Origin of the sequence: Faecalibacillus sp. H12 (genome assembly GCF_013361255.1) — a bacterium.
In the GTDB taxonomy this organism is placed as follows: domain Bacteria; phylum Bacillota_I; class Bacilli_A; order Erysipelotrichales; family Coprobacillaceae; genus Faecalibacillus; species Faecalibacillus intestinalis.
Genome location: NZ_JABWDK010000014.1, coordinates 30927 through 50811, shown reverse-complemented (window position 1 = coordinate 50811; position 19885 = coordinate 30927). Strand labels below are relative to the sequence as shown.

The following is a 19885-nucleotide window of genomic DNA, read 5'->3' as shown; positions in this document are numbered from 1 at the left end:
TCAAAAAGAAGTTGATTTTGATGGAACAATGACAGTAATGATTTGTACATTATAATGAGATGTTATCATTGTAGTCATGAAATAAAAGATTCTGCTTTTGCTTATAAGGGTAGACAAGAATGTAAAGAATGTCATAGTATTTATCAAATCCATTTTCCTTCAGGAGTAGGATTTATTCCTATTGTGATTGCCTTTATACCGGCTTTATATATGGTAACAATTTTAAGATATGCATTTATTGTTGGACTTGCGGTCTTTGTTATCTTTTATTGGGCCATTGATATTATTATGAATAATATTTTAATTTATTTAGGTAAATATGAAATTGAAGAAATTGAATAAAACTTGTATTTAAAAAAATAAAGAGTATCATTAAATATGTAAATAGAAACAGGGGAGCTTGTATGCAGGCTGAGAGGAAGTCATCAAACTTCGACCCTTTAACCTGATATGGATAATGCCATCGTAGGAAGTCAACATTTCGATTTTTTTACAGGAGCATGTCTCCTGTTTTTTATTTAAAAAGAAGTATCCACATATGTGGCGGATTGAAGGGGAGCGCCTTGAATCTTGTATTAAGCGAAGGGAAGCTGTGTTCCAGCGTGAGAGGATACCACAAAGTATCGACCGAACTACCATAAAGTTATTTCATAAACGAAGTTTATGTTTTTGATGATGGGTAAGTTTGGTCATCTTCATATTTATGAAATAACTTGTAAAAAACAAGGAGAGAAAATATGTTAGAAGAAATGTTAAAAAATGTTAGAGAAAAAAGTCCACTCATTCACAATATTACAAATTATGTTACAGTCAATGATTGTGCTAATGTCGTTCTTGCATGTGGAGCATCACCAATTATGGCAGATGATCAAGAAGAAGTTGCTGAAATTACTTCGATTTGTACAGGACTTAATATTAATATTGGAACACTTAATACGCGAACGATTGAATCAATGGTCATTGCCGGGAAAAAAACTAATGAACTTCATCATCCAGTTGTATTAGATCCTGTAGGAGTTGGAGCATCTACGTTAAGAACTCAAACAGCTTTAAAGTTGTTAAAAGAAATTCAGTTTTCAGTTATTCGTGGAAATATTTCAGAAATCAAAACTTTAGCTTTAGGAAGTGGTACAACGAAGGGTGTTGATGCTAATCTTGCAGATAAAGTGACAGCAGAAAATATCCATGAAGTTGTCAGTTTTGCTCAAGAGTTTTCTAAAAAAACAGGAGCAGTTATCGCTATTACAGGAGCTATTGACTTAGTATGCAATGAAAATATTGCTTATGCAATTTATAATGGTCATGAAATGATGTCTTCGATTACAGGAACAGGATGTCAATTATCAGCACTTACGGCTTCGTTTGTTTCCGCAAATCCTGATTATTTACTTGAAGCAACAGTTGCTGCAGTATGTACCATGGGTCTTGCTGGAGAAATCGCACATGAAAGATTAACAGCGTTAGATGGTAATGCAAGTTATCGAAATTATATTATTGATGCTATTTATAATATGACTCCTAAGCAATTACAAGAAGGATCTCAATATAAAAAAATCTAACTAGATATGTGATTACTCTAAAATAATGAAAAGAGGAAGATTATGAAAACAACAGATAAGATGTTAGAAGCAACAAAAGAACTATGGAAATCTTATAATGAACATCCTTTTGTTAAAGGAATACAAGATGGTTCATTGGATAAAGATAAATTTAAATATTATATTATGCAAGATTATCTTTATTTAAAAGAATACGCTAAAGTTTTTGCGATTGGAGTTGCTAAAGCAAAAACTTTAGAAACAGCAAATCTTTTTGCTAAATATATTGCTGTAATGAATGGTGAATTAGATGTTCATAGTGGTTATATGGGAAAATTTAATGTAAGCCAAGAAGAAATAGATGATATGAAACCATCACTTGATAATTTATCTTATACCTCTTATATGCTACGTGTTGCTTATGAAGAAGGAGAAGCAGAAATCTTGGCAGCTATATTATCTTGTGCTTATAGTTATGAAGTTATTGCGAAAAAGATTGTTGAAAATAATCCAAATTCAATCAATGATGAATTTTATGGGGATTGGATCAAAGGCTATGCTTCTAATGAATATGCTAGTGGTAATATTATTTTAATAGAAACAATGAATCAACTTACTAAAGATTATACAGAAAAACAAATTCAACATCTTATTGATATCTTTGTAGCGTGTTCAAGATATGAACTTGCATTTTGGCAAATGTCATGGGATAAAAGTTGTTAGTAAATAAAAAAATGAAAGAGACAAAACATCTTTCATTTTTTCATTATAAAGAAAAAGAAGGAGAATTATTCTCCTTCATAATTTTCAACGTTATGGTAGATTTTATCTACATCATCACAAGCATTTAAAAGATTCATTAATCTTTCAAATAATTCCATATCTTCACCTTCAAGAGATACATATTCTTGAGGTGTTGTAGCGATTTCTTCTACATCAAATTCAGCATTAGGACAAGCTGCTTCAATAGCATCTTTCATTTTATATAAATCAGTTGGTGCACCAGTCAATTCAATTGAACCATCTTCATGAGTTTCAATTTCTTGACAATCGGCTTCACCTTCCATTAAAGCTTCTAAAGTTTGTTCTTCATCTAATCCTTTAAAAGTTAAAATAGAATATGTATCATATAAATAAGATACTGAACCTTCATTTCCTAATTTAGCTTTAGATTTTGTAAATGCAGGACGTACTTGAGAAATAGTACGATTAATATTATCAGTTAAGCATTTAACAATAACAGTTGAACCACTTGGACCATATCCTTCAAATGTTTTTTCTTGATAATCTTCAGTAGCTCCACTTTTTACTTTATCAACTGCACGTTTAATAACGTCAGCAGGAACTTGTTCTTTTTTAGCTTTAGCAATAATTCTTCTTAATGCTAAGTTACCATCTGGATCAGTACCACCAGCTTTAGCAGCTAAATAGATTTCTTTTCCATAACGAGAATATAATTTTGCTTTTGCTGCAGCAGTTTTTGCCATAGCAACTTTACGCACTTCATGTGCTCTACCCATAAAAAAGCCTCCTTAATTGTATGTAATCTCAATACTTGGTTATTATAGCGAATACATCGAGGTTTTTCAAGGTTTAATATAAATGACAAACGAGTTTTGTTCATGTATAATGAAAAAGCAAATGAGGGATAAAGATGGAAACAATTGTTATTATTGGAGCAGGTGCAAGTGGACTTGCATGTATGAATGAATTAGTAAAAACAAATAAATATAATATTATTGTCTTGGAACAATCTAATAAAGCAGCTAGAAAAATACTTGCTAGCGGTAATGGAAGATGTAATGTTTCAAATTTGAATATGGATATTAAGTACTATAATCATCAAGACCCTTTAATAGAAAAATTAATTAAAGAGTTTGATGTTGTCAATTTTTTTAAACAACTTTCTTTAAAACTACGTTATGAAAAGAACCTTGTTTATCCATATTCACTTTCAAGTTTATCTGTTAAAAATGCTTTAATGAAAAATATGGATAATGTATCGTATATCGATAATTGTGAGGTTCTAGCAATAAAAAAAGCTAAAACATATGAAATTATTACGACTAATGGTCATTATCAAGCGGATAAAATAGTCATTGCGACAGGATCACCAGCCAGTCATTTATCAGGACAAAATAATTTAAAAATGTTAGAAAAAATGCATATTTCCATGATTCCATTTACACCAAGTCTTGTTCAAGTAAAAACAAAACCCGTTTTTAAAGCTTTAAAAGGCCAAAGAGTAAAGGGAATTGCAATGCTTTATGATCAAAATCAATTGATTGAAAAACAAACAGGAGAAATCATGTTTACAGATTATGGTCTATCAGGTATTTGTGTTATGCAATTATCTAGATATTTAGAGCATTTAAAAAATCCAAAACTTGTTTTAAATTTATTGCCTGATATTGAAAAAGAAGAATTTCAACACTATGGTTTGGAAGGATTCTTTCATGAAAAAATCGTTCAGTTTTTTAAAGAAAAAAATATTGATCCTCAACATATAGAAATAAAGATTCTTGATACCATGTCAATTGAAAAAGCACAAGTTTGTCATGGAGGCGTTTCTTTAAAAGAAGTAGATGAAAATTTACAACTTAAGAAATATCCAGGCATTTATGTTTGTGGAGAAGCTTTGGATGTTGATGGTGATTGTGGAGGTTACAATTTACATTTTGCTTTTGCAAGTGGTGTACATGTGGCAAAATCTTTTAGAGAAGATAAGTAGTTTAGTAATCTTAGGTGACTAATAGGGTGAACGATACAATGAATAAGATACTAGAATCCCTATATGATGATCCTGGATATACAATTACCGAACTTGCAAATATTATGAAAATGAGTAGAAAGAGTATTTCAAATAATATTAAAAAGTTAAAGGATTTAGGAATTATTGAAAGAGTTGGAAATAACAAAAAAGGATATTGGAAAATAAAGAGATAGGAGAAGGTATGTTAAAAGTAAGTAATATTGCAGTTTCTTTAGATGAAAAAGATTATGCTAAAGTTATTGCGAATACATTAAATATAAGAAAATCACAAGTAAAGAATGTAAAGATTGCTAAAAAGGCAGTCGATGCAAGAAGAAAGAATAAAGTACATTTTAATATGGGCTTTACTTTTGAATATGTCGATGAAGATCAATTATTAAAAACACATAGTAAACAAGTAAGTAAAGTTAAAGAATATCATTATGACAAGTTAACACCAAATAATCAAACAATTATGGTTGTTGGAAGTGGGCCAGCAGGATTATTCTGTGCCTATAATTTAGCGCGTAGTGGGCAAAAGGTAATCTTGATTGAACAAGGTAAATGTGTTGATGAAAGAAAAAAAGACATTGATACTTATTTAGAAACAGGTAAGTTAAATACTCAAAGTAATGTTCAATTTGGAGAAGGAGGAGCAGGAACGTTCTCTGATGGAAAGTTGACGACAGGTATTAAGGATTATCGTAAACAATTTGTATTGAATACTTTTTATGAACATGGTGCAAGTGAAGATATTCTTTATTTAAATAAACCACATTTAGGAACAGATGTTTTAATTAATGTGGTTAAAAATATTAGAAAAGATATTGAAAAATGTGGAGATGTTCGTTTTGAAACAAAATTAGTAGATATCATTATTGAAGATAATCAATTAAAAGAAGTTGTTTTAGAAAATAATGAAGGAACATATAAAGAAAAAGTAGATCAACTGGTATTGGCTATTGGTCATAGTGCGAGAAAAACATATGAAATGCTTTATCAAAAACAATTAGAAATTTCTCAAAAAGCTTTTGCAGTAGGAATGCGTATTGAACACAGTCAAGAATTTATTAATAAAAGCCAATATGGAAAATTCTATGATCATCCTGCATTAAAAGCGGCTGATTATAAATTGGCGGTGCATACAAGTCAAAAAAGAGGAGTCTATACTTTCTGTATGTGTCCTGGTGGTTATGTCATGAATGCAGCCAGTGAAGAAAAAAGACTGGTTGTTAACGGTATGTCTAATTACAAACGTGATAATAAATACGCTAATAGTGCTGTCTTAGTCAATGTGACACCTGATGATTTTGGTAGTTCACATCCTCTTGCTGGGATGTATTTTCAAAGAAAATTGGAAGAAAAAGCTTTTGAACTCGGTGGAAGTGATTATTCAATACCTGTTCAAAAAGTAGAAGATTATTTAGAAAATAAAGAAGGTATTGAAAATATTGAAACAAGTTTAAAAAGAGTTAAAAATGCTAATCTCAATGCATTACTTCCTGAAACCTTGAATATAAATTTAAAAGAAGGACTTCTTTTAATGAATAATAAGATTAATGGATTTACAAGTAATGCCACATTACTTGGTGTTGAATCAAGAAGTTCTGCACCAATCCGTTTTTATCGAGATGAAAATATGGAAAGTAATATTAAAGGGATTTATCCAATTGGCGAAGGTGCTGGATATGCTGGAGGTATTATGTCAAGTGCAATTGATGGTTTGAAATGTAGTGAGGTATTACTCAAAGGAGAGAGATAATGTGTCATTATTTGAACTTGTTGTTATTTCAATTTCATTAGCGATGGATGCTTTTACTGTTTCGATGATGTATGGTATTTCTATGCCAAAAGGAAATATTAAGAAACAAAGCTTCATTGCTTTTTATTTTGGCTTTTTTCAGGCATTGATGCCTTTTTTAGGATATCATTTAGGATGTGTATTTTCAAAAAAGATACAAGCTTATGATCATTATATCGCTCTTATCTTTTTAATGATTGTTGGCATCAATATGTTAAAAGATGCTTTTAGTGAAGAAGAAACAAATTATAATTTTAAATTATTAGATTTAACAATTCTTGCTTTTGCAACAAGTATTGATGCTTTTGCTATTGGTATGACTTTTGCTTTTTTAGAAGTAGCTATTTATCAAGCTTTATTGATTATAGGAATTATTACTTTTCTATTATGTTTGTTTGCTTTACAAATTGGACGTTATTTAAACAATAAGTTTCAAAATAAGGCACTTATTTTTGGGGGCATTGTTTTGATTTTAATTGCTTTTAAAACATTGTTGGAGCATCTCTTTTGAAAAAAGTATATAATGAAATAGGTGACAAGTATGAAAGAAGAAGAAAAAATTATAAAAAATACTATAAAGAGAACAAAAGAATATGATCGAACACTTTCTCCCTATGCTTGTAAAACAAGTGAATGCCAAAAATTAAGAAAAGAAGAAAGTGAACATGAAGAGTTTGATATTCGTTGGCCTTTTGAAGAAGATATTGATCGTATTTTATATTGTAAATCTTATCAACGTTACACAGATAAAACACAGGCTCTTTCATTTTTTCAAAGTGCCCATATTTCTAAACGTTCAATCCATGTTCAATGGGTTTCACGTATTGCCAGACAAATAGGAAAAGGTTTGAATTTAAATTTAGATTTAATTGAAGCGGCTGCTTTAGGACATGATTTAGGACATGCTCCTTATGGTCATGTAGGAGAAAGAGCGTTGAATGAAAAACTACAAGAAAAAGGTTTTGGATATTTTTGTCATAATGCTAATAGTGTACGAAATATTCTTTATTTAGAAAGAAATGGGAAAGGCTATAATGTTTCTTTACAAGTCTTAGATGCTATTTTGTGTCATAATGGTGAAATGCTTTCTAAAAAATATGAACCAGATCGTAAAAAAACAAAAGAACAATTCTTACAAGAGTATCATGATTGTTGGCATAAAGAAAATGCCAGTCTTGAGTTAAAACCAATGACTTTAGAAGGATGTGTGGTTCGTATTTCAGATGTGATTTCTTATATTGGAAAAGATATTGAAGATGCTATGAGTGTAGGTATCTTACAAAAGAAAGATCTTCCTGAAAATGTAGTAAAAGTATTAGGAGATAATAATAAATCAATTATGAATAAATTAATTGGTGATTTGATGATTCATAGTTATCAAAAACCATATTTACGTTTTTCTCATGAAGTCTTTGAAGCATTATCATCCCTACTTTCCTTTTTAGGAGAAAAAGTCCATCATCATCCTGTTCTTGAAAAAGAAAATGCTAAACTTTCAAGAATGGTTAAAGAACTCTTTGATGTTTATTTAGAAGAATTGGAAAATAATGATCAAGATTCGAATATTGTTAAGTTTAAAAATAAGATGGTAGAAAATTATCAAAATATGCCCAATCCTTTGATTGTTTCTGATTATTTATCAATGATGACGGATACTTATGTTTTAAATGATTATGAAAGAAAGTTTTTACCAATTCTTCATGGTGAAAAACTTTAATAATTATTTTATTTGGTGTAAAATATAAATATACAGGAGGGATGGCTTATGAAATTAATTATTGCTATCGTAAATTCTGATGATAGTTCATCAGTACAAGCCGCACTTACAGAAGAAGGATACTTCGTTACAAAATTATCAACAACAGGTGGATTCTTAAAGAAAGGAAATACAACATTCTTTATTGGAACAAATGATGATAAAGTTGAACATGCTGTAGGTATTATTAAAGAAAATTCTAAAAAACGTGTAGAAAAAGAACCTACTGTTCCACCTACTGAAATGGGAGAATTCTTTACTCCAATCATGGTAGATGTACTTGTTGGTGGAGCAACAGTTTTTGTATTAGATATTGAACAATTTGAAAAATTTTAGAAAAAGGACATTGTCCTTTTTTTTTAATCCTTTATAATATTTGTGGGTGAAATTATGTCTATCAAATTATTAAATGAAAAAAGAATGGATGAATTAATACAATTTATCCATCAAGAAGAAATAACAAAAGAATATTTAAAACAAAATCAAAAGATTATTTATATCAATGAAAATCAAAATATCAATGGGGTTATTATTTTTGATGTTATCAAAAATGAAATAGAACTTTGTTTAGGAACTGATGAAATTAAACAACAATTAATAGCAGTCATTAAAAAAATAGCTCTAAAAGATATCGTTTATCAAAATAAAATCATACAAATAAAAACAAAAAAACAATTTAAACACTATGAAGAAGTCTATGACTTTATTCATCAACAAAAAGATCGTGTCTATAGTTTAGATAACTTTAAAAAATATATGCAAGAATTTTATAATATCCAACATGCTTTAAAATGTATCCATGTTTGTGGAACAAATGGGAAAGGTTCGACTGTTAATTACATGAAAGAAGTTTTAAAAAAACAGGGGTATATTGTAGGAACTTTTACTTCACCAGCACTTATTTCTAGGTTAGATGTCGTACGTATCAATGATGAATGGATCAAGGAACAATTTATTGTTGATGTTGCTAATAGATATGTGGATAATTGGTTAAAGTATGAGATTTCTTTATTTGAAATAGAAGTTTTTATTTCTATTCTTTATTTTATTTATCAAGGAGTCGACTATGCTATTTATGAAGTTGGTTTAGGTGGAGAATTAGATGCAACGAATATTATTTTACCAATGGTTTGTGTTAATACGAATATTGGTTTAGATCATATGGATTATTTAGGTGATAGCTATGAAAGTATTGCTAGAGCGAAAGCGGGAATTATTAAAGATCATGTTGATTTTATTACCGGAGAACATAAACAAGAATGTGTTGATATTTTTAGAGATACTTGTGAAAAGCGTCACAGTCATTTGATTCGTTTAGATCGTATTCATGATTTACAAGATGGTGAAAATGTTAAATATACATATAAGGATTATAATATTGTTTTAAATACACCAGCTCTTTATCAAATTGAAAATAGTGCTTTAGCATTAGAAACCTTATTATATTTAAAGGAACATCATTTTATTGAATTAGATGAATCTTCAATTGTTGAAGGTTTATTTGAAGCTAAGTGGGCAGGACGTTTTGAAATCATAAGTGAAAAACCACTGATTATTTTAGATGGGGCCCATAATCGAGAAGGTGTTGATGAACTCTATCGTTCTGCACGTAAATTACATAATTTAAAAATCATCTTTTCAGCATTAAGAGATAAAGATACGGACTATATGATTGAAAGATTATTAGATTTGACGTATGATATAACCGTCTGTGAATTTAAACATCCACGTAGTCAAAGTGCAAAATTATTAGCAGGGGACTATCCGGTAAAAATTGAACCGGACTTTAGAAAAGCTTTAGACGATATTTATTTACAAGAAGGAACATTTTTGATTACGGGATCATTGTATTTTATTTCTGAAGTAAGGAAATACTTATTACAAAAGATTCATAGCAAATAATAAAGAAGGAGGAGTCTACTTTTAGTAGCAATTGTGTACGGTTTTATATCGGAATTAACGCCCGTGGACTAGCAAGAGGACGAAGCGGGAAAGCATATGTACGGTTTTATATCGGAATTAACGCCCATGGACTAGAAAGAGGACGAAGTGGGAAAAAACATATGTACGGTTTCTTACCGGAATTAACGCCTGTGGACTTATAAGAGGACGAAGCAGGAACAATTGGTTTTTTTAAGTAGCAATCAAACGATGATTCAAATTATTTTAGGGGTTATTATTGTTTCGATTGGGATATTTGTTTTTTATAAATATCCAATGAAAAGCGATGTGCGACAAATGACATTGGGGGCTTTATTTGTCATTCTAGCTATTATTTTAAAAAGGTTAGCTGTGATGGTACCTTTTCTTGGCTTTCCAAGTTTAAAAATTACATTAGAGGTATTACCTTTAATCGTTGCTGGTTTAACATTACAACCAGGGTATTGTTTTATAGTTTCTATTGCCACAGATTTTCTAGGTCTTGTTCTAGCAAATGCTGGAGGATTTCCATTTTTAGGATTTACTTTAAATGCGGTTTTACAAACTGAAATACCATGTCTATTAAAGATTTATTTAAATGAAAAAAATGAAAGATTATTAGAAAGAATTGTAAAAATAGTAATGGTCATTATTTCGTTACTAGGATGTCTTTATGTTTTTAAAATCAATGAAGTTAATATTTCAGGATCTTCATATCAAGTAACATTACCAATTAAATTTACAATCTTTGTCATCATTGCAGCAATGCTTACTATTCTCTTTATTTTTATAAGATATTATAAAAATAAACTCAAAGAAAAAGATTTACACTTATTTCATTTAAGTATTCTATCAGTTGTGGCTATTGAACTAACAGTAACGATGTTTTTAACACCATATTGGTTACAAACAATGTATGGAATACCATTCTTTGCATCACAATTTGTAAGAATTTTAAAATCATGTGTGATGATACCTGTAGGTATTATCGTTGTATATACAATGAATCGAATGATTCAAAAAGTTATTAGATAAAGTTTTGGATATTGTCCAAAGCTTTTTTCTTGACTTTTTTCTTTATATGAATATTGTTAGTATACTAATAGTTAGGATGCTAACATAGGAGGTATTATGAAGACACCATTTTATTTGATGTTGTTTAAAACACAACATGCTCAAAGTAAAAAGAATCGAGAAACGATGGATGAGTATCATCTATCACCAGGACAACCTAAGGTTTTGAGGTATTTAAATGCTCATCAAGACTGTAAATTAAAAGATATTGCAGATGAATGCGATATTGAAAGTGCTACTGTCAGTAAGATGATTGATAACTTAGAGAAAAAGGAAATGTTGACAAGAGAGATCAATCCTAAAAATAAAAGAGCTTATCAATTAAATATTACAGAATATGGAAAAGAGTCTTTAAAAAAATGGAATGCTCACTGTATTGAAATTGAAAATATTTCTTTGAAAGATTTTAGTGAGGAAGAAAAGGAACAATTTGAAGATTTTTTAAATCGTATGTATAAAAATCTGACAAATAAAGAATTATAGGGGGAGTTATTTTATGATTAAACGTTTAATACCATTTGCAAAAAAATATAAAAAAGCGTTTATTCTAGCGTTTTTATGTGTTGTAGGAGAAACGGTCTTTGAATTAGTTATTCCAGTATTGATGGCTAATATTATTGATATTGGAGTAGCTCAAAAAGATCAACATTATATTATTATGCAAGGTGTTTTAATGGCAGTTTGCGCTTTAATTGCTTTAGTATTAGGAATCCTTTATTCACGTTATGCGGCGGTTGCTGGTCAAGGGGTTGGTTTTGAAATAAGAAAAACTGAATTTGAAAAAGTACAAAACTTTTCTTTTTCAAATACAGATCATTTTTCAACCTCCTCTTTAATTACACGACTTACAAGTGATGTGACGATTATTCAAAATGCTATTTGTAATGGTTTTAGACCACTTGTAAGAGCACCATTTATGTTTTCAATGGCTTTATTTTTATCAATTAAGATGAATGCCAAACTTGCTTTGATTTTTATTGTCGTTGCACCTATTTTAGGAATTGGTTTATTTTTTATTGTTAAAACAGTCGGACCATTATTTCGCTTTATGCAAAGTAATGTCGATGAAGTCAATACAGTTGTTCAAGAAAACTTAATTGCGATTCGTACAGTAAAAGCTTATGTTAAAAGTGATTATGAAAACGAAAAGTTTGAAAAAATCAATCAAGAACTTAGAACTCATAGTGAAAAAGCTTTTCGTTATTCAGTACTCAACATGCCTTTATTTCAATATATGATGTATACCACAATCGTTTGTATTCTTTTCTTTGGAAGTCAAATGATCTTTGCTGGTGAAATGAAAGTTGGGCAACTTACCGGATTTTTAAGTTATGTCTTACAAATTCTAAATGCATTAATGATGATTTCAAATGTTTTCTTAATGTTGACTCGTTCACTTGCAAGTTGTAAACGTATTGTAGATGTTTTAGATGAAGTGAATAATTTACATGATCCAATTGATCCAATAATTGAAATGAATCAAGGTGAAATTGAATTTAAAAATGTTTCATTTAAATATAAAGAAAGTGCTCAAGAAAATGTTTTAAGTAATATTAATTTACATATTGAACCAGGTTCTACAGTAGGTATCTTAGGAGGAACAGGTTCAGCTAAAACAAGTTTAGTTCAATTGATTGATCGTCTTTATGATGTAAGTGAAGGAGAAATATTGATTGATGGACATAATGTCAAAGATTATTCCTTAGAATATTTAAGAAATCAAGTAGGAATGGTTTTACAAAAAAATACTTTATTTTCTGGAACAGTGAAAGAAAATCTTTTATGGGGAAATAAAGAAGCCAGTGATGAAGAAATTAAATGGGCTTGTAAACAAGCTTGTGTGGATGAATTTATTGAAAACTTTCCAGAAGGTTATGATACGTATCTAGAACAAGGTGGTGTCAATGTTTCTGGTGGACAAAAACAACGTTTATGTATTGCTAGAGCATTATTGAAACATCCTAAAATTCTTATTTTAGATGATTCAACAAGTGCAGTTGATACAGCGACAGAAGCAAGTATTAAAGAAGCTTTAGCTTCTTTAAAAGGAACAACAAAGATTATTATAGCTCAACGTATTTCTTCACTTCAACATGCTAATCAAATCATTATCTTAGATAATGGAAAAATTCATGCAATTGGAAATCATGAAGAGTTATTAAAGAATGATGAAATTTATCAAGAAATCTATGATTCTCAATTGAAAGGAGTTGATTTATAATGGCTAGACAACTTACAAATGCGAAACCAAAAAATATGAAAAAGACGCTTTCATCTTTTAAGAAATATATTGGTAATCATAAATACGCTTTTGTTTTTATTGGATTGCTTGTTATTCTTTCGACTTCGATTAGTTTATGGGGGACTTATCAAATTAAAACAGTCGTTAATCGTTATGTTTTAAAAAATGATTATCATGGACTCGTTTCATTTATTATTTTAATGGCGATTGTTTATTTTATAGGAGCTACTGCTACAGCTATTTATAAACAATTAATGGTACATACTGCTCAAAGTATTGTCCAAGAATTAAGAAATGATTTATTTGCGAAAATGCAAAAATTACCTATTTCTTATTTTGATGGACACCCTCATGGAGAAATCATGAGTCGCTTTACCAACGATTTAGATACGATTCAAGATGCTTTAAATAACTGTTTTGATACATTGATTCAAAGTTTTATTATGATTGTAGGTACACTCTTTTTGATCTTTGTATTAAGTTGGGAATTATCCTTGATTGTATTTGCTTGTATGATCTTAATGTATTTTTTAATTCAATATTTAAGTCAAAGAAGTAAAAAATACTTTAAGAAACAACAAAATGCGATGGGTTATTTAAATGGTTTCATTGAAGAAATGGTTGATGGTATCAAAGTTGTTAAAGTCTTTAACCATGAAAAAGAAAACTCAATTGAATTTGATTATCGAAACCAAGAACTTTATGATTCAGCAGTAGAAGCATTAACTTATTCAGGAAGAACAATACCAACTGTTGTTTCTATTTCTTATCTCAACTATGCTCTTGTCGCAAGTATCGGTGGTTTATTTGCTATTAATGGTATTATGGATCTAGGAAGTTTATCATCTTATCTTGTCTTTGTAAGACAAACAGCAATGCCTATTAATCAATTTACACAACAATTAAACTTTATTCTTGCTGCCATGGCAGGTGCCGAAAGAATCTTTGATTTAATGAATGAAAGTGAAGAAGTTGATGAAGGGAAAGTGACATTAACACAAGTAGAAATCTTAGAAGATGGTTCAATGCAAGAAAGTGACCATTATACAGGATATTGGGCTTGGAGACATCCAAGAGACAATGGCATTGAACTTGTTGAATTAAAAGGAGATGTTCGTTTCCATGATGTTGTTTTTGGTTACAATGAAACACATCCAATTTTAAAAGATATTAATCTTTTTGCAAAACCGGGACAAAAAATTGCTTTTGTTGGAAGTACAGGGGCTGGGAAAACAACAATCATTAACTTAATTAATCGTTTCTATGATATTACGAAAGGGTCAATTACTTATGATGGTATTGATGTAAAATTGATTAAAAAAGATGATTTAAGAAAATCGATTTCTATTGTTTTACAGGACACTCATTTATTTACGGGAACTATTGCGGATAATATTCGTTATGGAAAACTTGATGCAAGTGATGAAGAAGTTATTGAAGCCGCTAAGCTTGCTAATGCAGATAGCTTTATTAGAAGATTACCAAATGGTTATCAAACAATGCTTTCTAGTGATGGAACAAATCTTTCACAAGGGCAAAGACAACTCTTAGCGATTGCTAGAGCAGCTATTTGTAATCCACCTGTATTGATTTTAGATGAAGCAACAAGTTCGATTGATACCCGTACTGAAAAGTTGATTGAAAAAGGAATGGATCGTTTAATGGAAAATAGAACAGTTTTCGTGATTGCTCATCGTCTATCTACAGTTAGAAATTCTGATGCCATCATGGTCTTAGATCATGGACAAATTATTGAACGTGGTAGTCATGATGAATTGCTTGAAAAGAAAGGACGTTATTATCAACTTTATACAGGACAATTTGAATTAGATTAAAAAATTCTTACATCATTTTTAATTTTTTGTTATAATGCTTTTGTAAAAATGATGTGTAGCTAAATGCGTAAGTCCAATCTATTTGGAGATTGGTACTTGCGCATTTTTTTATACAAAAAAGGAGGAAATGATGGAAAAAAATAAGATGGCCGTAGTGCCTTTAAAAAAATTATTTTTGAAAATGGGATTACCAATGATCATATCAATGGTTTTACAAGCTCTCTATAATGTTATAGATAGTATATTTATAACAAACATGGGAAGTGATGGAGTTATTGCTAATCAAGCCTTAACTTTAGCTTTTCCTATTCAATTATTAATTATCGCTATTGGTGTAGGAACTGGTGTTGGTATTAATGCTTTATTATCTAAAAGTTTAGGTGAACAAAATAAAGATAAAGTTAATAAGATTGCCGGAACAGGAATCTTTTTAAGTATTTGTATTTATGTTGTTTTCTTAGTGTTTGGATTATTTGGGTCAGAAAAATTTATAAGATTGTTTGCTGGAAGTAATCAAAAGGTTATTGAAATGGGAACAACCTATCTTAAAATTTGTTGTTGTTTTTCTTATGGTTCTATTGGTTTTACCGTCTATGAAAGATTTCTACAATCAACAGGTAAAACACACTTTTCAACAATTGCTCAAATATCAGGAGCACTTACAAATATTGTTTTAGATTATATCTTTATTTATCCTATGAAGATGGGCGTTGCGGGAGCCGCTTTAGCAACAATTATTGGACAATTTGTTTCTTTATTTGTAGCAATGTATTTTCATTATTATAAAAATAAAGAAATTAATGGAAATATTTGTTATATCAAGGCGAATGCTTCTCTAATTAAAGGAATCTATATGATTGGTGCTTCAGCTGCTTTAATGCAATGTTTACTTGCAGTGATGATGGCAGGAATGAATGCTATATTAGGATTAGCTCAAGTTGATCCAGCTATTTTAATTGGTTCTTTTGGTATTTACTATAAGATCCAACAAATTGCTTTATTTTCAGCATTTGGATTGTCTAATACAATTATTTCCATTTTATCTTTTAATTATGGAATGAAAGATAGAAAAAGAATAGATGAATGTATTAAGTTTGGTATTGTTGATACAATCATTGTTTCTTTAATGATTACTTTATTATTTGAACTTCTTGCTCATCCATTATCACAATTATTTGGATTATCAGGAAGTACACAAGAAATGATTGATATTTGTAGTACAGCTTTACATATAGCAAGTCTGGGATTTGTTTTTATGGGTATTTCTGTCGCGATTCAAGGTGTTTTACAATCTATTGGTTATGCCATTAGACCTTTAATTATTGCTTTACTTCGCTTGGTTATTTTTGTATTTCCAATAGCCTACTTCTTTACTTTAACAGAAAATGTAACAACGCTTGTTTGGTGGACATTTCCAATTTCTGAATTGTTGACAGTTATTGTTTCACTTATTATCTTGAAAAAATCATATAATGAAAGAATAAGCCCTATTAAAAATGAAAGTATAACAAATAATTTAGTAATTGCTATTTCAAGAGAACATGGCACAAATGGAAAAGAAATTGCGAGACAAGTCGCTAAAGAATTAAACATTGAATTTTATGATAAAGAAAGAATCAAAGAATTTGCTCTTAAACATGGATTTGTAAGTAATAAAGAAAGTGAAGATTATATTTATAGTCAATTCTTATCATTAGACATCAATAAAAATTCAATTATTCTTTTATCAAATGTTATTAAAGAAATTGCTAAGAAAGGAAATTGTGTTATTGTTGGAAGAGCTGCAGATTATATTTTAAAAGAAGATGAAAAATTAGTAAGAATCTTCTTATATGCTCCTTTAGAATATCGTCTAAATAAAGTAATGGAAATTTATCATGATAGTCATGAGGATGCCCTTCGATATATTCATAAATCGGATCATTCTAGAAAAAGTTATTATGAAGTTATTTCTAATAAAATATGGGGTGATAAATCAAACTATGATTTATGTTTAGATTGTAAATTAGGGAATGAAACAATCAAAGATATTATTTGTAACTATGTTAAATCTTTAAATAAATAAAGAAGTCTTTCAAAAAATGAAAAGACTTCTTTTCTTTTAAAGATATTCTATATAATGTCTTTTACATAGGGAGGGCTTATATGAGTAAATTAAGAGATCATTATTTATTTCATGCAGGTATTTCATGTTTTTTTTATTTAGGGTATGGTGCCTTTACAGTTGTTTTATCAATGTATTGTCAAGATATAGGAATGTCAGCCTCACAAATTGCTTACATTGTATCCTTTGCACCACTTTTATCTATTGCAACTCAACCATTTTTTGGATACTTGGCAGATAAGTGGCAATCACCAAGAAAAGTATCTATTTTATTATCATTTGCAAATATTGTTTGCATGTTTATTTTTGCAATTAGTCGTAATTTTTGGATTTTACTTTTATCATCAGGTCTAGCAGTATCTTTTATGAATGCTGTTACTCCTTTAACAGATCGTATTGGTGTTTCTTCACCTTATCAATTTGGTAAGATTCGTTTATGGGGTTCTGTAGGTTATGCCATTATGGCACAAGTCAGTGGACTTTTATATCAATATATTTCACCATTTGCGAACTTCATAGCTGGTATTTTAGGAACATTAATTACCATTATTTGTATTTATATGGTTTCTGATCCAAAGCTTTCAGAAGTTCCCGAAAAAGAAAAAAATAAATTATCGACAGTTGTTGTTATGAAAGAGCTTGTTCATAATATACCATTTATGCTCTTTCTAGTGATTTCCTTTTTCTTTTGGGGAGCATGCTCCACAAACTTTAACTATTTATCATTATTTATTAAATCTCAAGGTGGAACAGCTTCACAAGTAGGAACCTACCAACTTTTTGCGACATTATTTGAAATTCCGATGATTCTAGCAACAGACTATATCATTAAAAAGATACCTTATCGTTATATCATGATGTTTGCGATTATCATGTCAATGATTAATTTTGCATGGTATGCAACTTTACCTTCTGTTAATATGATTATTTATGTTTTTGTATTTAAAGGTTTTTCTACTGTACTCTTTACGATGATTACTGTAAGATTAGTAATGGTTTTAGTAAAAGAAGAATATGTCTCTACAGCCTATGGAATTCAAGCTATGCTTGGTAAAGGCGTAGGTGCAATGCTTTTCCAATTAATTGGAGGTAGAATTATTGATTCCATAGGAATGAATGGTTTCTATTTATTCTTATTTGCAGGAATTACGATTGCTTTTGTAGTGACACTTTTCTTTAGAATGCCTAAGAAAGTGAGAGTGTAGTATGTTAGAATTAAATGCTGTTATTTTTGATATGGATGGTTTGATGATTGATACAGAACCTGTAGGAAAGATGTTAGTGAAAACATCTCATGAAAGGTTTGGTTATGAAATTACTGAAGATATGTTTTATCATTTGATTGGTACAAATGAAAAGACATCAAAAGCTTATTATCATAGTGTTTTTGGTGAAGATTATCCTTATCAAAAGATTAAAGATTATCGAGATCAATTAAGAAAAGAATATTTTAATAGTCATCCTTTAGAAGTAAAAAAAGGTTTATATGATTTATTAGAAGATTTAAAAAAGAAAAATATTAAAATGGCAGTGGCTTCTTCAACACGTTATGAACGTGTTTTATCTAATTTAAAGAGTATTAAAGTTGATCATTATTTTGATGCCATTATTGGTGGTGACCAAATCCAACATGGGAAGCCAGCCCCAGATATTTTTTTAAAAGCAGTTGAGTTATTAGGGGTAAGTAAAGAAGATGCCCTTGTTTTAGAAGATAGTAAAAATGGAATTTTAGCAGCACATGCAGGAAATATTCCTGTTATTTGTATTCCTGATTTGATTCATCATTCTAAAGATATTCTTGATTTAACTGTAGGATGTTATGATTCTCTTGATCAATTAATAGATGTTATTGTTAAAAAAGATGACAAAGCATAATATAGAACCCGTTTATAATCAAGATTCTAGGATTCTTATTCTAGGATCTTTTCCATCTGTTAAATCAAGAGAAGCTAAGTTTTTTTATCATCATCCTCAAAATCGTTTTTGGAAAGTTTTAGCTGCTTTATTTCAAGAAGAAGTTCCACAAACAATTGAAGAGAAAAAAACTTTTTTACTTAGAAATCATCTTGCTTTATGGGATGTTATTGAAAGTTGTGAAATTAAAGGATCAAGTGATGCGAGTATTACGAATGTTAAAGTCAATGATTTAGATTTAATTGTTAAAAATTGTCCTGTTGAAAAAATCATTACTAATGGCAAAGCTGCCAATCGTTATTATCATCAATATTTTGATTATAATTTACCCGTTATTCAATTACCTTCTACTTCACCAGCGAATGCCATGTATTCACTTGAAAAATTAATTGAGAAATGGAAGGTGATTTTATGGAAAGAGATTTAACTCAAGGAAAGATAGGAAAATCTATTTTATTATTTTCTATTTCGATGATTTTAGGAAATTTATTACAACAATTTTATAATATAGTTGATACTTATATTGTAGGAAAATATATTGGTAGTAATGCATAAGCTGCTGTTGGATCAAGTTATACATTAATGACGTTTCTAACTTCTATTATTATTGGTTTATGTATGGGAAGTGGTATTTTCAATGTATTTTGGAGCTAAAAAATATGAAAAGATGAAAATGTCATTGATTCTAACAATTGTTTCACTTGGAACAAGAGTTCTTCTAGCCTACTTATTAGCGCCTTCATTTGGTGTAGAAATGATTTGGTGGGCAATTGTTATTGGATGGATTTTAGCGGATACAATTGGTATTGTATATGGTATAAAAATAGAAAAATGGTTCAAGTAAAAAATACTGCTTTTGCAGTATTTTTTATTAGCTATTTTGACTAGACAAGTGTATAATAATCTTTACCGTATGTGTCTGCTTAGCATTATTTGGTATGATACGTAA

The 19885-nt window shown here is 29.5% G+C and carries 21 protein-coding genes and 1 riboswitch; of the genes, 20 read left to right on the top strand and 1 reads right to left on the bottom strand.

All coding sequences use genetic code 11. The features are described 5' to 3' along the window. Positions 1-54: 54 nt before the first annotated feature. From HUU89_RS09770 to tenA, 3 genes are all read left to right on the top strand, one after another. Positions 55-342: a hypothetical protein gene (locus tag HUU89_RS09770; RefSeq protein ID WP_032090643.1), complete on the top strand. Its 288-nt coding sequence runs from the start codon at positions 55-57 to the stop codon at positions 340-342. 40 nt (positions 343-382) lie between these two features. After that, a riboswitch (TPP riboswitch) is annotated at positions 383-489 on the top strand. Between the two features lie 248 nt (positions 490-737). Next, positions 738-1559, top strand: a complete 822-nt coding sequence (thiM, locus tag HUU89_RS09765; protein ID WP_175301638.1) for a hydroxyethylthiazole kinase — start codon at positions 738-740, stop codon at positions 1557-1559. A gap of 42 nt (positions 1560-1601) precedes the next feature. Next, positions 1602-2261, top strand: a complete 660-nt coding sequence (gene tenA, locus HUU89_RS09760; RefSeq protein WP_175301637.1) for a thiaminase II — start codon at positions 1602-1604, stop codon at positions 2259-2261. Between the two features lie 65 nt (positions 2262-2326). Here the strand turns inward: tenA and HUU89_RS09755 are convergent, their stop codons facing one another. Then, positions 2327-3058 carry a YebC/PmpR family DNA-binding transcriptional regulator gene (locus HUU89_RS09755; protein ID WP_032090637.1) on the bottom strand — a complete coding sequence of 244 codons (732 nt, stop codon included), beginning with the start codon at positions 3056-3058 and terminating at the stop codon, positions 2327-2329. Between the two features lie 134 nt (positions 3059-3192). On the opposite strand from HUU89_RS09755, the gene HUU89_RS09750 reads away from it, so the two are divergent. The 17 genes from HUU89_RS09750 (at position 3193) to HUU89_RS15060 (ending at position 19780) form a co-directional block, all read left to right on the top strand. After that, complete coding sequence (locus tag HUU89_RS09750; RefSeq protein ID WP_175301636.1) at positions 3193-4269, top strand: NAD(P)/FAD-dependent oxidoreductase; 1077 nt, start codon at positions 3193-3195, stop codon at positions 4267-4269. A gap of 38 nt (positions 4270-4307) precedes the next feature. Further along, positions 4308-4484, top strand: coding sequence for a winged helix-turn-helix domain-containing protein (locus HUU89_RS09745; protein WP_117850408.1), 177 nt, complete (start codon positions 4308-4310; stop codon positions 4482-4484). An 8-nt stretch (positions 4485-4492) separates the two neighbouring features. Then, positions 4493-6052 carry an NAD(P)/FAD-dependent oxidoreductase gene (locus tag HUU89_RS09740; RefSeq protein ID WP_175301635.1) on the top strand — a complete coding sequence of 520 codons (1560 nt, stop codon included), beginning with the start codon at positions 4493-4495 and terminating at the stop codon, positions 6050-6052. 1 nt (position 6053) lies between these two features. Further along, complete coding sequence (locus HUU89_RS09735) at positions 6054-6602, top strand: manganese efflux pump MntP family protein (RefSeq protein WP_175301634.1); 549 nt, start codon at positions 6054-6056, stop codon at positions 6600-6602. A 30-nt stretch (positions 6603-6632) separates the two neighbouring features. Further along, positions 6633-7808 carry an HD domain-containing protein gene (locus HUU89_RS09730; RefSeq protein WP_032090632.1) on the top strand — a complete coding sequence of 392 codons (1176 nt, stop codon included), beginning with the start codon at positions 6633-6635 and terminating at the stop codon, positions 7806-7808. 48 nt (positions 7809-7856) lie between these two features. Then, positions 7857-8183: a cyclic-di-AMP receptor gene (locus HUU89_RS09725; RefSeq protein WP_022000754.1), complete on the top strand. Its 327-nt coding sequence runs from the start codon at positions 7857-7859 to the stop codon at positions 8181-8183. A gap of 54 nt (positions 8184-8237) precedes the next feature. Continuing rightward, positions 8238-9749 (top strand): bifunctional folylpolyglutamate synthase/dihydrofolate synthase, encoded by a 1512-nt coding sequence (locus HUU89_RS09720; protein WP_052010937.1) that lies wholly within the window; start codon positions 8238-8240, stop codon positions 9747-9749. Positions 9750-9998: 249 nt separating this feature from the next. Beyond that, positions 9999-10802: a folate family ECF transporter S component gene (locus tag HUU89_RS09715; protein WP_175301633.1), complete on the top strand. Its 804-nt coding sequence runs from the start codon at positions 9999-10001 to the stop codon at positions 10800-10802. Positions 10803-10898: 96 nt separating this feature from the next. Next, entirely contained in the window at positions 10899-11324 is a 426-nt protein-coding gene (locus HUU89_RS09710) for a MarR family winged helix-turn-helix transcriptional regulator (protein ID WP_117827013.1), read from the top strand. 13 nt (positions 11325-11337) lie between these two features. After that, the gene (locus HUU89_RS09705; RefSeq protein WP_175301632.1) at positions 11338-13062 is read left to right on the top strand and encodes an ABC transporter ATP-binding protein; all 1725 of its coding nucleotides are present in this window, start codon (positions 11338-11340) and stop codon (positions 13060-13062) included. Further along, positions 13062-14918, top strand: a complete 1857-nt coding sequence (locus HUU89_RS09700; RefSeq protein WP_175301631.1) for an ABC transporter ATP-binding protein — start codon at positions 13062-13064, stop codon at positions 14916-14918. The genes HUU89_RS09705 and HUU89_RS09700 overlap by 1 nt, the downstream gene beginning before the upstream one ends. Positions 14919-15048: 130 nt before the next feature. Then, positions 15049-16983 (top strand): MATE family efflux transporter, encoded by a 1935-nt coding sequence (locus HUU89_RS09695; RefSeq protein WP_175301630.1) that lies wholly within the window; start codon positions 15049-15051, stop codon positions 16981-16983. A gap of 80 nt (positions 16984-17063) precedes the next feature. Continuing rightward, positions 17064-18227 (top strand): MFS transporter, encoded by a 1164-nt coding sequence (locus HUU89_RS09690; protein ID WP_175301629.1) that lies wholly within the window; start codon positions 17064-17066, stop codon positions 18225-18227. Position 18228: 1 nt separating this feature from the next. Next, entirely contained in the window at positions 18229-18897 is a 669-nt protein-coding gene (locus HUU89_RS09685; RefSeq protein WP_032090626.1) for an HAD family hydrolase, read from the top strand. After that, entirely contained in the window at positions 18884-19363 is a 480-nt protein-coding gene (locus tag HUU89_RS09680) for a DNA-deoxyinosine glycosylase (RefSeq protein WP_119364354.1), read from the top strand. Before HUU89_RS09685 ends, HUU89_RS09680 begins: the two co-directional genes overlap by 14 nt. Next, positions 19348-19491: a hypothetical protein gene (locus tag HUU89_RS15065; protein WP_254697753.1), complete on the top strand. Its 144-nt coding sequence runs from the start codon at positions 19348-19350 to the stop codon at positions 19489-19491. Before HUU89_RS09680 ends, HUU89_RS15065 begins: the two co-directional genes overlap by 16 nt. A gap of 82 nt (positions 19492-19573) precedes the next feature. Next, complete coding sequence (locus HUU89_RS15060; RefSeq protein WP_199596391.1) at positions 19574-19780, top strand: hypothetical protein; 207 nt, start codon at positions 19574-19576, stop codon at positions 19778-19780. The last annotated feature ends 105 nt before the right edge of the window (positions 19781-19885 follow it).

What these genes read in the sequence shown, in the direction of transcription:
- HUU89_RS15065 (WP_254697753.1), top strand. Translation starts at nt 19,348, where the DNA reads ATGGAAAGAGATTTAACTCAAGGAAAGATAGGAAAATCTATTTTATTA.
- HUU89_RS15060 (WP_199596391.1), top strand. Translation starts at nt 19,574, where the DNA reads ATGTATTTTGGAGCTAAAAAATATGAAAAGATGAAAATGTCATTGATT.
- HUU89_RS09770 (WP_032090643.1), top strand. Translation starts at nt 55, where the DNA reads ATGAGATGTTATCATTGTAGTCATGAAATAAAAGATTCTGCTTTTGCT.
- HUU89_RS09725 (WP_022000754.1), top strand. Translation starts at nt 7,857, where the DNA reads ATGAAATTAATTATTGCTATCGTAAATTCTGATGATAGTTCATCAGTA.
- HUU89_RS09680 (WP_119364354.1), top strand. Translation starts at nt 18,884, where the DNA reads ATGACAAAGCATAATATAGAACCCGTTTATAATCAAGATTCTAGGATT.
- HUU89_RS09690 (WP_175301629.1), top strand. Translation starts at nt 17,064, where the DNA reads ATGAGTAAATTAAGAGATCATTATTTATTTCATGCAGGTATTTCATGT.
- HUU89_RS09710 (WP_117827013.1), top strand. Translation starts at nt 10,899, where the DNA reads ATGAAGACACCATTTTATTTGATGTTGTTTAAAACACAACATGCTCAA.
- HUU89_RS09745 (WP_117850408.1), top strand. Translation starts at nt 4,308, where the DNA reads ATGAATAAGATACTAGAATCCCTATATGATGATCCTGGATATACAATT.
- HUU89_RS09700 (WP_175301631.1), top strand. Translation starts at nt 13,062, where the DNA reads ATGGCTAGACAACTTACAAATGCGAAACCAAAAAATATGAAAAAGACG.
- HUU89_RS09685 (WP_032090626.1), top strand. Translation starts at nt 18,229, where the DNA reads ATGTTAGAATTAAATGCTGTTATTTTTGATATGGATGGTTTGATGATT.
- HUU89_RS09695 (WP_175301630.1), top strand. Translation starts at nt 15,049, where the DNA reads ATGGAAAAAAATAAGATGGCCGTAGTGCCTTTAAAAAAATTATTTTTG.
- HUU89_RS09705 (WP_175301632.1), top strand. Translation starts at nt 11,338, where the DNA reads ATGATTAAACGTTTAATACCATTTGCAAAAAAATATAAAAAAGCGTTT.
- tenA (WP_175301637.1), top strand. Translation starts at nt 1,602, where the DNA reads ATGAAAACAACAGATAAGATGTTAGAAGCAACAAAAGAACTATGGAAA.
- thiM (WP_175301638.1), top strand. Translation starts at nt 738, where the DNA reads ATGTTAGAAGAAATGTTAAAAAATGTTAGAGAAAAAAGTCCACTCATT.
- HUU89_RS09740 (WP_175301635.1), top strand. Translation starts at nt 4,493, where the DNA reads ATGTTAAAAGTAAGTAATATTGCAGTTTCTTTAGATGAAAAAGATTAT.
- HUU89_RS09720 (WP_052010937.1), top strand. Translation starts at nt 8,238, where the DNA reads ATGTCTATCAAATTATTAAATGAAAAAAGAATGGATGAATTAATACAA.
- HUU89_RS09715 (WP_175301633.1), top strand. Translation starts at nt 9,999, where the DNA reads ATGATTCAAATTATTTTAGGGGTTATTATTGTTTCGATTGGGATATTT.
- HUU89_RS09755 (WP_032090637.1), bottom strand. Translation starts at nt 3,058, where the DNA reads ATGGGTAGAGCACATGAAGTGCGTAAAGTTGCTATGGCAAAAACTGCT.
- HUU89_RS09730 (WP_032090632.1), top strand. Translation starts at nt 6,633, where the DNA reads ATGAAAGAAGAAGAAAAAATTATAAAAAATACTATAAAGAGAACAAAA.
- HUU89_RS09750 (WP_175301636.1), top strand. Translation starts at nt 3,193, where the DNA reads ATGGAAACAATTGTTATTATTGGAGCAGGTGCAAGTGGACTTGCATGT.